The sequence below is a fragment of the Falsiroseomonas sp. RANM36 genome (genome assembly GCF_056682175.1).
The window spans coordinates 1-13,461 of record NZ_JBWXTD010000011.1; the positions used below are offsets into that span (position 1 = coordinate 1).

Below are 13,461 nucleotides of genomic sequence, written 5' to 3' on the forward strand. Positions count from 1 at the left end.
CCCCGGCATCACCGAGAGCCAACGTGAACCCCTTCACCAGAGGGGTCCCTTTTGGACGCCGATCACCCCTCTCAGGGGGGCCTTTTTCCACGCCGATTCACAGGCAGGCGTCGACGCCCGCGATCGTGCCTAGCCCCGCGCGTAACGCCGAGCCGTGTCGTAACCGCCCCGCGTAGCCAAGACCGCGCAGCGCCCAGAACACGCGCATCAGCGTCAGCCGCTCACGGCTGGCACGCCCCGCATTCTCCGTCAGCAGGCGGTCCAGCTCGCCGCGCCATGCACCGAGCTTGGGCTGCGGCTGCTCGCCGCGCTCGTAGCGGAACTCCGTCGCGCCCGTGCGCAGGACCTTCCGCACCACCTTCCGTGACACGCCAAGCCGACGGCAGATCGCCTTGATCGGCAGACCCTCGATCTCATGCAACCGACGGATCTTCCCGATCGTCTCCACCACCAGCATCCCAAACATGACCCCCGGCATCACCGAGAGCCAACGTGAACCCCTTCAGCAGAGGGGGCCCTCTTGGACGCCGATCCCGTCCAAGGGGGGCCTTCTTCCACGCCGGTCCACAAACAGCGTGCGCGTGACGGCGCGCAAGGTCAGCGCGTCGAAGATGGCTCTGCCGCGCCGCGGTCGCCTCAGGTCGTTGCCCGGTACGAGCGCAGGTCGAACCCGCTGGCTGCCTAAGCAGCACTGGTGTCAGCGGTCCAAGCTCGTGCCGCGCAGCCAACTCGGCGGCGTGCCATGGAAGGCACCGCTGAGCGCCGTCCGGCAACCGCAGCCTTCTGGGGGCAGCGATCTTACTGTGCCCATCGCCTCGATCAGAATGCGCTCCACCAGGTCGTGCAAGCCACCACTGTAATAGGCTTCGTTCATGCTGCCGGGACCGAAATGGACGACCGCCGGCGCCATCCCGGCGCCGAAGTTTATCACCGGTGCGATCGAGGCGAAGCAGAGCTCGGCCTCCCGTGCCATGACGACCTCCGGCACCAGCGGCGTACCGACGATGTCCGCGCCCTCGGTACGCAGCGCACGGATCTCGGCCGGCGTCTCGAAGCGTGGACCTTCGGTGCAGGCGAAGACGCCGCGCGGGATGACCCGGTCGCTGAGGCGGGATGCCGCACTGAGCAGCGCGCCGCGCAGACGAGGACAGAAGGGCTCCGTCATGTCTACCCGCACCCAGCACGCGCAGTCGTCGAACAGGGAAAGGGGCCGGTTCTTCGTGCGGTCGAGCACGTCGTCGCTGATCACGATGTCGCCCGGGCGGATCGCCATGTTCACCGAGCCGATGGCGTTCTGCGAGATCACGTCGCGCACGCCGAGCTCGCGCAACGCCCAGATGTTGGCGCGGAAGTTGATGCGATGGCTGGGCAGGGTCAGGCCCGCGCCGTAGCGCAGCAGCACCGCGGCCTCGTGGCCGCCGATCCGGCCGAGCAGGATCGTGGCGTCGCCGAAGGGCGTCGTCACACGCTGTTCCCGCCGGTCCTTCAGCAGCGCCTCCGACGCGGCGCTTGTGATCAGCCCCACCGGTGCGTCGCTCATGCCGAACTTCCCTCGCAGTAGAGACGAGACATCCTCGCCCGCAGCCCGGCCTCATCCACCCGCGTCAGCTGCCCCGCAGCGAGGACGGTCTCGCCGGCCACCATCACTTCGCGTACGTGCTGCGGACCGGCGCGGAAGACCAGGTCCGACAGCACGCGCTGCGCCGTCAGGCCAAGCGGGTGATACAAGTCCAGCACGACAAGGTCCGCCTGCTTCCCCGCCTCCAGGCTGCCGATCTCGTCCTGCCAGCCGAGCACGCGCGCGCCCTCGATCGTCGCCATCGCGAACGCATCCGCCGCGTCCAGCGCATGCCCGTCCAGGCTGGTCGCCCGCGCGAGCAGCACGGAGACCTTCATCTCCGCGAAGATGTCCTGCGCGTTGTTGGAGAGCATGCCGTCCGTGCCGAGCCCGACCGGGACGCCACGGGCGCGCATCGCGCGGACCGGCGCGACGCCGCTGGCGAGCTTGGCATTGCTGACGGGGTTGTGCGCCACGCCAGCCCCGGAGGCGGCGAGCAGGTCGACCTCCTCCTCGTCCAGCCACACACAGTGGGCAAGGATGCTGCCCTGGTCGAGCAGGCCGAGCCGGTGCAGGTGGCGCAGCGGTGTGGTGCCGTGGCGCTCGACGATCATCTCGGTCTCGCGCCGGTTCTCGGCGAGGTGGATGACGAAGGGCAGGCCGTGCTTCTCGGCCGCATCCTTCACCTCCCGCAGCAGTTCGGGCGTGCAGTTGTAGGGCGAATGGGCGCCGAGATAGTGCCGGCAGAGCCCATTGCCGGCCTGCTCGCGCATCGCCTCCAGCGTCTCCTCCAGCGCCAGCGGCCAGTTCGGGCGGCCGGCGGTGCGGAGCGACGGTGAATTGGCCAGCGCGCCGCTCAACGAACGCAGGCCCATGGAACTCGCCACCTCGCCGAAGATGCCGGCGCCGAAGCGCGTGCAGTCGCAGACCGTGGTGACGCCGTTGCGCAGCATTTCCGCCGCCGCGATCATGCTGCCCCAGCGATTGTCCTCGAGCGTGAGGTGCGCGGTGGTGGGCGCCAGGGCGGCCGCCCACTGGAACAGGTCGCCCTCGTCGCAGCAGCCGCGATGCAGGCTCATGCCGCCATGCGCATGTGTGTTGATCAGGCCGGGGATCACCACGCATCCGCCGAGGTCGCGCTCCGCGGTGCCCTGGGGCTGCGGCGGCAGCGCCGCGGCCGCGCCGGCCCATGCGATGCGGCTCCCCTCGATCACCAGGGCGCCGTCCGGCACGAAGCCGCCCGGCAGCCCGGTGCAGAGGAACAGGTTGCGCAGGACGCGGCGCATCAGATAAGCGCGCCGTCCCGCAGCAGCGTGCCGCGAAGCTCGGCTGTGTCGAGCTTGCGGGGCATCACGCGCTGGCCGAGGCTGAGCGCTGCCGCCGTGCCCGCCGCCTGTCCCATCGCCATGCCCGGCCCCATGACGCGCACCGAGGCCTGGCCGTCATGGGTGGCGGAAACGCAGCGGCCGGCGAGCAGCAGGCCGTCGATCTCGAGAGGCACCAGGCAGCCATAGGGGACCTGGTAGTACTCGTCGCCCGGCAGGTGCAGGCGCACCGTCTCCATGTTCGGCGTGTGGTCCTCGATCGGCCAGGAACTGCGGCAGATCGCGGCGTCGAAATGCCGCGCGCCCAGCACGTCCTCCCGGGTCAGCACGTATTCGCCCATGATGCGCCGCGTCTCCCGCACGCCGAGCTGCGGCGCGATCGCGTCCACATGCGCCTCCTCGAAGCCGGGGACGTATTTCCTGAGGAAGGCGGCGAAGAGACCGACCTGCCGGCGGCCCTCCAGCGTGCCGGCGGTCAGGCTCCACGGGTCGGTGCCGTCCACGCCATGCACCCGGCTCATGTTCACATGCACCTTGCCCTTGGGCGGGATCGGCGAGAAGGAGCCGCTGACGCGCGGGAAGGCAAACTCGCCGCGCTGCTGCGTCTCGATCAGCAGCCGGCGGATCTCGCGCTCGGGGAAGGCCATCGCCCGCTCGATATCGACGCCGCCCATGTAGAAGACCATGGTCGGCGCCTGCATCACCTCGCTCTTCTCGAAGGGGGCGCCGCAGAGCGCGGCGACGTCTCCGTCGCCCGAGGCGTCGATGACGCGCCGCGCGAGGATCGCCTGCCGGCCGCCCTTGTGCTCGACCACCACGCCGCGGATCACGCCGTCGCGCACCAGCACTTCGGTCATCGCCGTGTGGAGCAGCAGCTCGACGCCGACCTCCTGCAGCCACTCGTCGAGGACGAGCTTGAAGACCTCATGGTCCAGCTGGAAGCGGTGGCGGTACTTGTAGCCGGCGCCGATGCGCTCCATCCGCCGCATCGCCTCGTGCGGGATGCCGCCGACGAGCAGCTGGTGCGTCGCGTCCGGGCCGCAGGTGTAGACCCCGCACAGCACGCCGACCATGGCGGCGGTCGCGGTGCCGCCGAGGAAGCCGTAGCGGTCCAGCAGCAGCACCTTCGCGCCGGTCCGGGCGGCCGCCACCGCGGCGGCGCAGCCGGAGGTGCCGCCGCCGACCACAAGGACGTCCACCTCGCGCGAGACGGGCAGGGTGCGGGCCGGTTCGAGGACGCCGCCGGCGGCGGGTTCATAGGCGATCGCCATGCGTCAGTTCTCCACCTGCGAGAGGCGCGGGTCCAGCATGTCCCGCAGCCGGTCGCCCACGAGGTTGATGCCCACCACGGTCAGGAACAGCGCGAAGCCGGGCATCGCGGCGACCCACCAGGCGTTCGCCACGTAGTTCCGGCCGTCCGCGATCATCGCGCCCCAGGTCGGGATCGAAGGCGGCACGCCGAGACCGAGGAAGCTCAGGGAGGATTCGAACAGGATCATCTTCGCGACGAGCAGCCCGCTGATCACCGTCACCGAGGACATCACGTTTGGCAGCAGGTGCCGGGTCACGATGCGCCAGGGCGGCGTGCCGGCAGCCTGCGCGGCGTAAACGAAGTCGAGGTTGCGCAGCACCAGGCACTCCGCCCGGACCACCCGGGCATACTGCACCCAGTTCGCCACGCCCAGCACGAGGATGAGGTTCAGCAGGCTCGGCCCCAGCACCGCGACGACCGCGAGCGCCAGCACCAGGAAGGGGATGGCGAGCTGCACGTCGGTGACGGCCATCAGGACCCGGCCGAGCACCCGCGTCTCGTAGCCGGCGGCAAGGCCCGCGGTGACGCCGACCAGGGCCGAGACCAGCATGGCCGCGACGCCGACCAGCATCGAGACCCGCGCGCCGACGACGAGGCGGCTCAGGATGTCCCGTCCCAGCGCGTCGGTGCCGAGCAGGTGCAGCCCCTCCTCGCTGCGCGCGAGCGGCGGCAGCAGGCGGGACATGATGTCCTGCGCGTCCGGATCGTGGGGCGCGATGGCCGGGCCCAGGATCGCGGCGAGGAGGGCGAGGAGGACGATCAGCAACCCGATTGCCGCGGGCAGGCTGCGCAGGAAGCGGCGGAGGAAGCCCATCGCCTCAGCGCCGCCGGAGGCGCGGATCGAGCAGCGCGTAGCCGACATCCACCAGGAGATTGATGGTGACGATCAGAGCCGCCATGAAGATCACGAAGGCCTGCACCACGGTGAAGTCGCGGTTGGTGATGGACTGGATGGCGAGCCGCCCGATCCCGGGCCAGGCGAAGATCTCCTCGGTGATCACGGCGCCGCCCAGCAATGCGCCGACCTGCAGGCCGACAACGGTGAGCGTCGGGATCGCGGCGTTGCGCAGCGCATGCACGAGGATGATGGCGCCCGACCCGAGCCCCTTGGAACGCGCGGTGCGGATGTAGTCGGATTGCAGGACCTCGATCATCGATGCGCGGAGCAGACGGGTGATGATCGCGGTGGAATAGGCGGCCAGCGCCATCGCCGGCATGACGAGGTTGAGCCAGCCGCCGCGGCCCGAGGGCGGCAGCAGCCGCCAGGTCTCGGAGAACAGCAGGATCAGCATGATGGCGAGCCAGAAGATCGGGAAGCTCTGGCCCGCCAGCGAGAACAGCAGGCCGGCCCGATCGGCCAGCCTGCCGCGCTGCACGGCCGTGAGGATGCCGAGCGGCAGCGCGATGGCCAGCGAGAGCGCCAGAGCCGCGGCGCTCAGCTCCAGCGTCGCGGGCAGCCTTTCGAGCACCAGCGCCATCGCCGGCTGATCGTAGCGCAGCGAGCGGCCGAAATCGCCCTGTAGCGCGCGGCCGAGGAAGTCGAGGAACTGCAGCGCCAGCGGCCGGTCGAAGCCCATCAGGTGGCGCACGCGCTGGATCTCCTCCAGCGTCGCCTCGGGCGGGAGGAACAGCGCGGTCGGATCGCCGCCGAGGCGGATCAGGAAGAACACCGTCACGGCGACGCCGAACACCACGGCGACCGCATGCAGCAGCCGCGTCAGGAGGAAAGCGGCCACCTCCGTCGCGTGCCCTCAGATGAAGCGGGCGCGGCGGAGGTCGATCATCCCGTCGGTGCGCGGTGCCCATTCGAGGTTGCCAGCCAGGCCGTATAGCAGCGGCGGCTGCAGCATCGGCACGAACGGCGCGTCCTCATGGATGATCTGCCGCGCCGCGCCGTAGATCCGGCGCCGCTCGGCGGGGTCGATGGTGGACCGGCCCTGCTCGAGCAACGCGTCGAGCTGCGGGTTGCTGTAGTAGCTCTGGTACTGGCCCGTCACGAGCAGCGGATACCAGACGAGGTCCGGGTCGCGGCCGCTCCAGCCGCCGAAGATCAGACCCTCCCGCCCCTTCCGCTCCGAAACCTGGGCCCAGACGCCCGGCTCGAGATAGTTGGCGTTCACCCGGATGCCGACGCGGCGCAGATAGCCGATCGACGCCTCCATGATCTCGAAATCCTTGAGGTAGCGGCCTCGGCGCGACGTGAGCGGGATGGTGAAGCCGTTGGGGTGGCCTGCCTCGGCCAGCAGCGCGCGGGCGCGGGCAGGATCGTAGGGATAGGGCTTCCAGGCGGTATCGTAGCCGAAGGCGTCGGTCGGCAGCACCTCGGCGGTGCGCTGGCCAAGCCCGCCGAGCAGCGCGCGCTGGATCGCGTCCACGTCGATGGCGTGATTGATCGCCTGGCGTACCCGCCGGTCCCTGAGCGGCGTGTCGCGCGTGGTGTCGAAGTGGAAGAAGTACAGGAACTCGCTCGCGATGTTCGCGACCTTGGTTGGGCCGCCGTCCAGCGCGGGCATGTCCTCCGGCGTGATGTCCGCCACGATGTGGGCGCCGCCGCTGCGCAGCTCGGCGATGCGCGTGCGCGGCTCGCGGATGGGGCGGAACACGACGCGGTCCACAGCGGGCCGGCCGCCCCAGTAGTCGGGGTTCGCCTCCAGCACGAGGCGATCGTCGCGGCGCCACTCGATGAAGCGGAATGGACCGGTGCCGATCGGCGCCGAGGCCAGGTTCTGCGACGCCTCGCCGGGCGGGATGATCATCGCCGCGAAGGAGGCCTCGTAGAGCGAGAACAGCATCGTCGGGAAGGGCGCGGCAGTCTTGAAGTCCACCGTGTGGCGGTCCACCACCTCGACGCTGCGGATCGCCGCGATGCGGGACCGGTAGGGGGCGCGGAAGTCGGGCTTCAGCGCGCGGTCGAAGGTGAACTTGACCGCCTGCGCGTCGAAGTCCTGGCCGTTGTGGAACTTCACGCCCTGGCGCAGCACGAAGCGCCAGGTGAGCGGATCGGGGTTCGACCAGGAGAGCGCGAGCGCCGGCTGGAAGCCGCCCTTGTCGTCCATCGTCACGAGCGCATCGTAGAGCGCGAACATCACGTTGGCGGTCGGGAAGGCCGAATGCCGCGCGGGGTCGAGCGTCAGCGCATCGTTCTGCTGCGCGACGGTCAGGGTGCGCCCTGCCGTCTGCGCGATCGCGCGGCCGCTCCCTCCGATCGCGGCGGCTGCGAAACCGGCGCCGAGCAGCGGCGCGAAATCCCGACGTTTCATGTCGTTGGCCTCTTGCCTGTTTCACCCGGGGTTGTCTGGCGCGTCACCAAGGAAAGCGATGGCGGCGAAACCATCGAGCCGCGCCAGGAACAGACTAGTTTCCTCGCCTTCGCGTGCGAAGACCAGGGGGCTTTCGGACGGGTCGATCCGCAGCACGCCGGCCGCCGGCCAGGCCAGGCACAGCGTGAAGCCGGCCAGCGGAACGGCTTCCGAGAGGCCGCTGCCCTGCGGAGCGGCATTGTTGATCAGGTGCAGCAGTCGGCCGCGGGGATGGGCGTAGAGCACCATCTCCACCGCGCCCGGCGCGTCGGTGCGGATCGGGGGCGGGCCGACCAGCCGCTCGACGATCAGCCCGAGCAGCGTCCGGTAATCGAGGATGGCGTGACGGTGGAAGAAGGCGCCCGGCCGCCAGGGCAGCCAGATGGCCTCGCCGGCGCCGTGGACCCGCCGCAGCAGTCCCGGCGTGGTGCCCGGCCCGGCGACATGGGTGAATTCGGGTGCGTTGTTGGCGAAGGGGCCGATCAGCCGCAGATCGAGCTCCGCCTCGGCCAGTTCCGGCGCCCAGAAGCGGCCCGCGGCACCGAGATGCGGCGCGCCGCCGAAGGCCGCGCGCAGCCGCGGGTCCGACAGCGCGAAATAGCCGCCAGACATCCCGCGCGGGATGCCCGGCAACGCCGGCAGGCAGCGCAGCACGGGCGCGAGGCGGGCCAAGCCGTCCTCGTCGCAGGCACCGGGATCGCCCGTGGCGAGCAGCGCCCCGCCGCCCGCCACGAAGCCGTCCAGCGCCGCCGCGTCCGCCGTCGAGAGGCAGGAAACGCCGGGCAGCACAACGAGCGCATATCGCGCCAGCATCGCGGCGGTGAGCCCGCCGGACGGGAGCAGGTCGCAAGGGTGGCGAAGCTGCGTCAGCGCCTCGTAGAGCCCGCGATACTCCGCCAGATGTCCGTCCCCGGCCGGATCGCCCGAGGGGCGTCCGGCATCCGGCCCCCAGGCGATGCTTTCCTCCGAGCGGATCAGCGCGATGCGCGCGACCGAGCGCAGGTCCCGGTACCAGGCCTCCGCGCCGCTTCGCCAGCGGCCGAAGCCGGCCATCACGGGGACGGCGCGCGGATCGTCCTGGCCGGCGACGCGGCCGTTGATCGCCGGACAGGTGCTGCCGCCATGCGCCGCGGCCTGGATCATGTTGCGGACCATCCGCGCGGCCGGCATCGCGGTCTGCCGGCTCGCGAAGAAGCCGGACGCGGTCTGGACGAGGAGGGGCGCGGCATCGGGCTTCAGCGCGCGCGCCAGCAGCGCCTCCTCCGCCGACCAGTGATTCCAGATGGGCTGCGGGTCCACCGGATTGGGCAGTTCCGGATTGGAGATCTGCGCGCCGATCATGCCGCAGGCCTCCGCCATCGCACGGAGGTCCCAGCCGTCGCGCACGTGATGGTAGGGCACCAGCACGGCCGCCGCGCCGCGCGCCCGGATCAGCCCGTTCATCTCCCGCGTCCGGTCGGCGAGGAAGCGCCGGCGCCAGCGCTCATGCGCCGGACTGCGGGTCCCGGGCGGCGGCACGTCCTCACCCGTCGCCTCCCGCACCAGGCGGCGGCAGCGCTCGCACCAGCAGCGCGGGACGTGGAAGTAATTGTAGAAGAACCCGTCCACCGGATAGCGCCCGAGGATCTCCTCCAGGATCGCCGGGTTCTGCTCCTGCCAGAAAGGCCCGGTCGCACAGATCTGCGGCATCTCCCAGACCGTCGCGAGGCTTCCATCCGGGCGACGGACGAACCAGTCCGGGTGCCGGGCCGCCAGCTCCGGCCTGCCCTTGCTGATGTCCATGCGCGCCAGCACGCGGATGCCGGCGAGATGCGCCGCCTCGATCACGCCGCCGAGCACGTCGCCCTGCAGATGCGGGTTGCGCGGCTGCGCAGGGATGTCGGTGGGATACCAGGCGGAGAATCCGCCGCCCATGCAGATGGTGGCGCCTGCGCCCATCGCGACGAGCTCGGCGACGAGCGTCGCGGGATCGAGGCCGACCGCGTCCACCTCGCGCAGCAGGTGCTGGAAAAAGGGGCGCGGGTCCTGCGTCCAGGCCCTCATGCGCAGCATCCCCGGTGCAGGCGCGAGTACATCCGGCGGATCGGAGCGTCCAGCGCCGCAGCATCGGCCAGCACGCCGGCATTGTCGCGCAGGCGCCGTTCCGCGAGCGCCTGCGCCTCGGCCCAGATCGCCGCCTCGTCGAGCATGGTGCACCGGCCGTGCCGCAGCACCGCGCGGCCCGCGACCAGCACGGTGTCCACCGCGCCGCCACTCTCGCCGAGCACAAGCTGCCGCACCGGATCGAGCAGGGGCGCGAAGGCGGGCGACTCGAGGCGCATCAGCGTCAGGTCCGCCGCCATGCCCGGCGCGATGCGGCCCGCGACGGCTCCGAGGCCAAGCACATCCGCGCCGCCCGCAGTCGCCATCGCCAGCACCTCCGCGGGTGACACCCACGCCTCGGGCACCGGTGTCTGCTGGCGCGAGAGCAGTGTCGCAGCCTTCACGGTCTCCAGCAGGTTGTTGCTGTCGTTGCAGCAGGCGCTGTCCGTGCCGAGCGCGACGCGCAGCCCGGCATCGCGCATCTGCCGCAGCCCGAGACGCCCGCTGCCCAGCCGCGCGTTGGAGACGGGGTTGTGGACGATCGAGGCGCCGGATGCCGCCATCAACGCTGCGTCGCCCGGTTCCAGCCAGAGCGAATGGGCGAAGCTGGCGCGCGGCCCGAGCAGCCCGAGCCCATGCAGATGCGCCACCGCGCCGCGCCCGTAGAGCGCGCGGCAGAGCTCACGCTGCGGCAAGGTCTCCAGCAGATGCATGTGGAGGACGAGGCCGTGGCGCGCCGCGAGATCACCGGCCGCGCACAGCAGCTCGTCGGAGCAGCGCTGCGGCGCCGAGGGCCCGAGCGCCGCCGAGAGTCGGCCGTCATGCCCATGCCAGTCGCGCACGAAATCCTCGACGAGCCCGATCTGCGCGGCGGCGGGCATGGCCGGGCGGCGGCCATAGGCGGCGATGTCCGCGCCGTTCAGGTCGTCGTCGGTGAGCGGCAAGGTGTCGGCGACTGCACGATCCGCCAGGACCGGCGCGATCACCGCGCGCATGCCCGCATCCCGATAGGCCTGCGCCACCGCGTCCAGGCTTTCCGGCGCCATCGCAGGCGAGAAGCGTATGTGGTCGAGGACGGTCGTCACCCCGCCGCGCAGCATCTCGACGCAGCCCAGGAGGGCGGCGAGATACACCTCGCGCGGGCTGCGCTGCTCCCGGCCCGCGGCGGAATGCAGCGACCAGAGTTCGAGGGGAAGGTCCGGCGCGCTGCCGCGGATCAGGTTGTCCGGCGAGTGCGTGTGCGCATTCACAAGTCCCGGCAGGCACAGCATGCCGTTTGCGGCCAGGACCGTTTCGCCGGCTGCCGGCTCCGGCGGCGAGTCATGGAGCGCGGCGATGCGGCCATCGCGCAATTCGAGGCTGCACCTGCGGCTACGCCAAGTGTCTGGGCCTTCCTGGACGAGGCACAGCGCATCGATCAGCCAAACAACATTCATCGTTCAGAGCGACCAAGCCTTCACTGCGACGCTAGGATGATGGCCCGCAGGACACAACTACCGGCGTCCCGCCATGCAGGCCCCCGGACTCCCGAAGCGCAATGACCACGGTGAGCCGCTCATGCTCAAGCGGCGCGGAGCCCCGAGTGCCGCAAGGATTCGTGTGCGACGGTTCGAATCAGGGTGCACTCCCCCCGCCAGCCTGCACAGCCGCCTTCATCGGGGCGGCCTCGAGCCCCGCCTGCTCGCGCACCGCGGCGCAGAACACGTCGAGCACATGGTGGATGCGCTGGATGGCCCTCCGAATGAGATATCCCATCAGGCCCTCAGCTTCGGCTTGCGTTCTCCAATTCGCTTGATTGTGCATGTAGATCCTCTTGAAAGCCAGGATCGCCCGTCATCTGGGGGATGAGCCCGGATCATTCACGGCGGCGGTGAGAGGCTTGCTGCGGCGGACGTGCGGCTGGCGGCATGGACGCGCATGGCTAGCTTCACGAGACGCAGTCGCAAGGTGTCGAACTGCGCCACACGACAGGTAGAGCGCTTCGGCATGAGGCTGCGCAACGACCAGAGCAGCCAGTAGGCGTCGGTGTGCAGCAGCAGGCGGAACGTGTTGGCGGTGGCCTTCATGCATGAGGTTCGGTCGGCGGCGAGGTGGCGCTTCCAGGCCGTGATGTGGTTCTCCGCTTGGCCGCGCCCGCAGCAGAGGTCCTCGTAGATCGCGCGCGGATCGCCGCCGGCGAGGCTGGTGACGACGAAGCGCGTGGCTGTCGCCGCAGGTCGTCGCCTTCACCTCCATCCCGAACGGCTACACCGCGGACCAGGCCGCCAAGCACCGCGAGGCCTATGCCGGCATCGACGCCATGTTCACCATCGTCAAGCGGATCGGCTTCGACCGGATCGCCTCAGGCACGGACATCATCACCGACCCCGCGGGGCTCGCGCGCATGAACGAGGAGTTCGGCCTGCGCACGCGCTGGTTCGCGCCCTTCGAGGTGATGCGCCAGGCGACGGCCTATTCGGGCGCGCTGCTCGGCCTGTCGCGCCGCTAGAGCCCGGGGAAGATCGGCGTGATCGAGGAAGGCGCGCTGGCGGACATCCTGGCCGTCAACGGCGATCCACTGCGCGACATTGGCATTCTCACCAGGGCCGGGGAAAGCCTCGCGCGGACCATGAAGGGCGGGGCGATCCGGAAGAACACCCTGCGATGATGAAGCACCGGCCCGTTGCCTTGGGCGCTTGACCGAGACAGCCGCGTGCGCACGCCACGAGGCGGAACCCGCGTCAGCCGGTCAGCGCGGCACGGTCCATCACCTCCGCTCCGTCGCCGGCGCGCCTGAGCTTTCCCTTCTGCTCAAGCCCGGCAAGGGCGCGGGACAGGGTCTCCGGCGTCATGCCGAGGCGCGCCGCGATCGCGCTGCGCGGCTCGGGAAGCGCGACGCTGCCGGCGCCGACCTCCTCCGACACGCGGCGGGCGACAAAGCGCGCGACCCGCGCCTCGGCCGGCCGCAGCTTGAGATCGACAACCTGGTCGACCATCAGGCGCCAGTGCCGCGCGAGCAACTGCGTCGTCGCCCGGCACAGATCGTGGGAACGCGCGACACCCTCGCGGAAGCTCTCCGCCGGAACCATCAGCACGCGAACCTCCGTCAGCGCCACGGCCGAGGCGAGGTAGGGCATCCGGAGAATCACAGCGGGCGCCAGGAAGATCTCGCCCGGCCCGAAGATCTCGACCATCGTGCGCCCGCAGCCCTCGACGCGCGCCTGCAGGCCGATGCTGCCGTCCAGCAGCATGTGCAGGAAGTCGGGCTCCTCGCCCTGCTCGAAGAGCGTCGTGCCGCGCGGCAGGAGTTGGGTGAAGCTCGGGCGCAGCAACTCGTTCATCGCGGCCGCGCCGGCGGCGGCGAAGAACGGGCTGCGCTCGACCAGCCTTGCGGTCAGCCCCTTGTCGGGCATCGATCGGCCTCCGTCCGCTCCACGGCGTGCATGGGAGCACGGTGCGGGCGAGTCTTCGTTGATCCAGATCAAGACAGGGCAGGACCTGCATCATCGCCCCTCTTGTCGCAGGCAGGGTTCGGCGCGAAATGCCCCGCGGCGGCGCTGGACGCTTGATCGAGATCAACTCCGCTTCGCCGCCCTGCCGCAGAAATGGCCCCGCGCGAGAACGCGGAGGAGAGTATGACCAACGGCACGGCTCCAGTGGACACGGGCGAGCGGTCGCGCGCGCTCTGGCTGTCCACCATCGCATTCACCGTCTGCTTCGCCGCATGGACGATCTTCTCGATCCTCGGCGTGCAGATAAAGAAGGACCTCGGCCTCACCGAGTTCCAGTTCGGCCTGCTGGTGGGCACGCCCATCCTGACCGGCAGCCTTTCGCGCCTCGCGCTCGGCGTCTGGACCGACCAGTATGGCGGGCGGATCGTCTACACGGCGGTCATGGTGACCGCCG

General features: G+C 70.5%; 12 protein-coding genes and 3 pseudogenes. 3 read left to right on the plus strand and 12 right to left on the minus strand.

Translation table 11 applies throughout. The features are described from left to right. Nucleotides 1-132: 132 nt before the first annotated feature. The 11 genes and pseudogenes from AC1MIR_RS27005 to AC1MIR_RS27055 form a co-directional block, all read right to left on the minus strand. Nucleotides 133-457: pseudogene (locus AC1MIR_RS27005) on the minus strand (IS21 family transposase); the annotation flags it as partial. A gap of 240 nt (nucleotides 458-697) precedes the next feature. Then, entirely contained in the window at nucleotides 698-1,540 is an 843-nt protein-coding gene (locus AC1MIR_RS27010) for an MTAP family purine nucleoside phosphorylase (RefSeq protein ID WP_480031267.1), read from the minus strand. Then, nucleotides 1,537-2,844 (minus strand): amidohydrolase family protein, encoded by a 1,308-nt coding sequence (locus tag AC1MIR_RS27015; protein WP_480031268.1) that lies wholly within the window; start codon nucleotides 2,842-2,844, stop codon nucleotides 1,537-1,539. The genes AC1MIR_RS27010 and AC1MIR_RS27015 overlap by 4 nt, the downstream gene beginning before the upstream one ends. Further along, the gene (locus tag AC1MIR_RS27020) at nucleotides 2,844-4,154 is read right to left on the minus strand and encodes an FAD-dependent oxidoreductase (protein WP_480031269.1); all 1,311 of its coding nucleotides are present in this window, start codon (nucleotides 4,152-4,154) and stop codon (nucleotides 2,844-2,846) included. The genes AC1MIR_RS27015 and AC1MIR_RS27020 overlap by 1 nt, the downstream gene beginning before the upstream one ends. A 3-nt stretch (nucleotides 4,155-4,157) precedes the next feature. Further along, nucleotides 4,158-5,057, minus strand: a complete 900-nt coding sequence (locus tag AC1MIR_RS27025) for an ABC transporter permease (RefSeq protein WP_480031270.1) — start codon at nucleotides 5,055-5,057, stop codon at nucleotides 4,158-4,160. Then, nucleotides 5,014-5,931: an ABC transporter permease gene (locus AC1MIR_RS27030; RefSeq protein ID WP_480031271.1), complete on the minus strand. Its 918-nt coding sequence runs from the start codon at nucleotides 5,929-5,931 to the stop codon at nucleotides 5,014-5,016. Before AC1MIR_RS27030 ends, AC1MIR_RS27025 begins: the two co-directional genes overlap by 44 nt. A gap of 15 nt (nucleotides 5,932-5,946) precedes the next feature. Beyond that, on the minus strand, nucleotides 5,947-7,455 hold the full coding sequence (locus AC1MIR_RS27035; RefSeq protein ID WP_480031272.1) for an ABC transporter substrate-binding protein: 1,509 nt from the start codon (nucleotides 7,453-7,455) through the stop codon (nucleotides 5,947-5,949). A gap of 21 nt (nucleotides 7,456-7,476) precedes the next feature. After that, on the minus strand, nucleotides 7,477-9,537 hold the full coding sequence (locus tag AC1MIR_RS27040; RefSeq protein WP_480031273.1) for a hypothetical protein: 2,061 nt from the start codon (nucleotides 9,535-9,537) through the stop codon (nucleotides 7,477-7,479). Then, nucleotides 9,534-10,928 (minus strand): amidohydrolase family protein, encoded by a 1,395-nt coding sequence (locus AC1MIR_RS27045; protein WP_480031274.1) that lies wholly within the window; start codon nucleotides 10,926-10,928, stop codon nucleotides 9,534-9,536. The genes AC1MIR_RS27040 and AC1MIR_RS27045 overlap by 4 nt, the downstream gene beginning before the upstream one ends. A gap of 262 nt (nucleotides 10,929-11,190) precedes the next feature. Then, complete coding sequence (locus AC1MIR_RS27050; RefSeq protein ID WP_480031275.1) at nucleotides 11,191-11,331, minus strand: hypothetical protein; 141 nt, start codon at nucleotides 11,329-11,331, stop codon at nucleotides 11,191-11,193. Nucleotides 11,332-11,486: 155 nt separating this feature from the next. Next, nucleotides 11,487-11,792 (minus strand): annotated as a pseudogene (locus AC1MIR_RS27055) (transposase); the annotation flags it as partial. An 83-nt stretch (nucleotides 11,793-11,875) separates the two neighbouring features. On the opposite strand from AC1MIR_RS27055, the gene AC1MIR_RS27060 reads away from it, so the two are divergent. Together AC1MIR_RS27060 and AC1MIR_RS27065 are read left to right on the plus strand one after the other, a co-directional pair. Next, complete coding sequence (locus tag AC1MIR_RS27060) at nucleotides 11,876-12,064, plus strand: hypothetical protein (protein WP_480031276.1); 189 nt, start codon at nucleotides 11,876-11,878, stop codon at nucleotides 12,062-12,064. An 18-nt stretch (nucleotides 12,065-12,082) separates the two neighbouring features. Continuing rightward, the gene (locus tag AC1MIR_RS27065) at nucleotides 12,083-12,223 is read left to right on the plus strand and encodes a hypothetical protein (protein WP_480031277.1); all 141 of its coding nucleotides are present in this window, start codon (nucleotides 12,083-12,085) and stop codon (nucleotides 12,221-12,223) included. Nucleotides 12,224-12,296: 73 nt separating this feature from the next. Here the strand turns inward: AC1MIR_RS27065 and AC1MIR_RS27070 are convergent, their stop codons facing one another. Beyond that, nucleotides 12,297-12,968 carry a cyclic nucleotide-binding domain-containing protein gene (locus AC1MIR_RS27070; RefSeq protein WP_480031278.1) on the minus strand — a complete coding sequence of 224 codons (672 nt, stop codon included), beginning with the start codon at nucleotides 12,966-12,968 and terminating at the stop codon, nucleotides 12,297-12,299. Between the two features lie 222 nt (nucleotides 12,969-13,190). On the opposite strand from AC1MIR_RS27070, the pseudogene AC1MIR_RS27075 reads away from it, so the two are divergent. Then, nucleotides 13,191-13,461 (plus strand): annotated as a pseudogene (locus AC1MIR_RS27075) (MFS transporter); the annotation flags it as partial.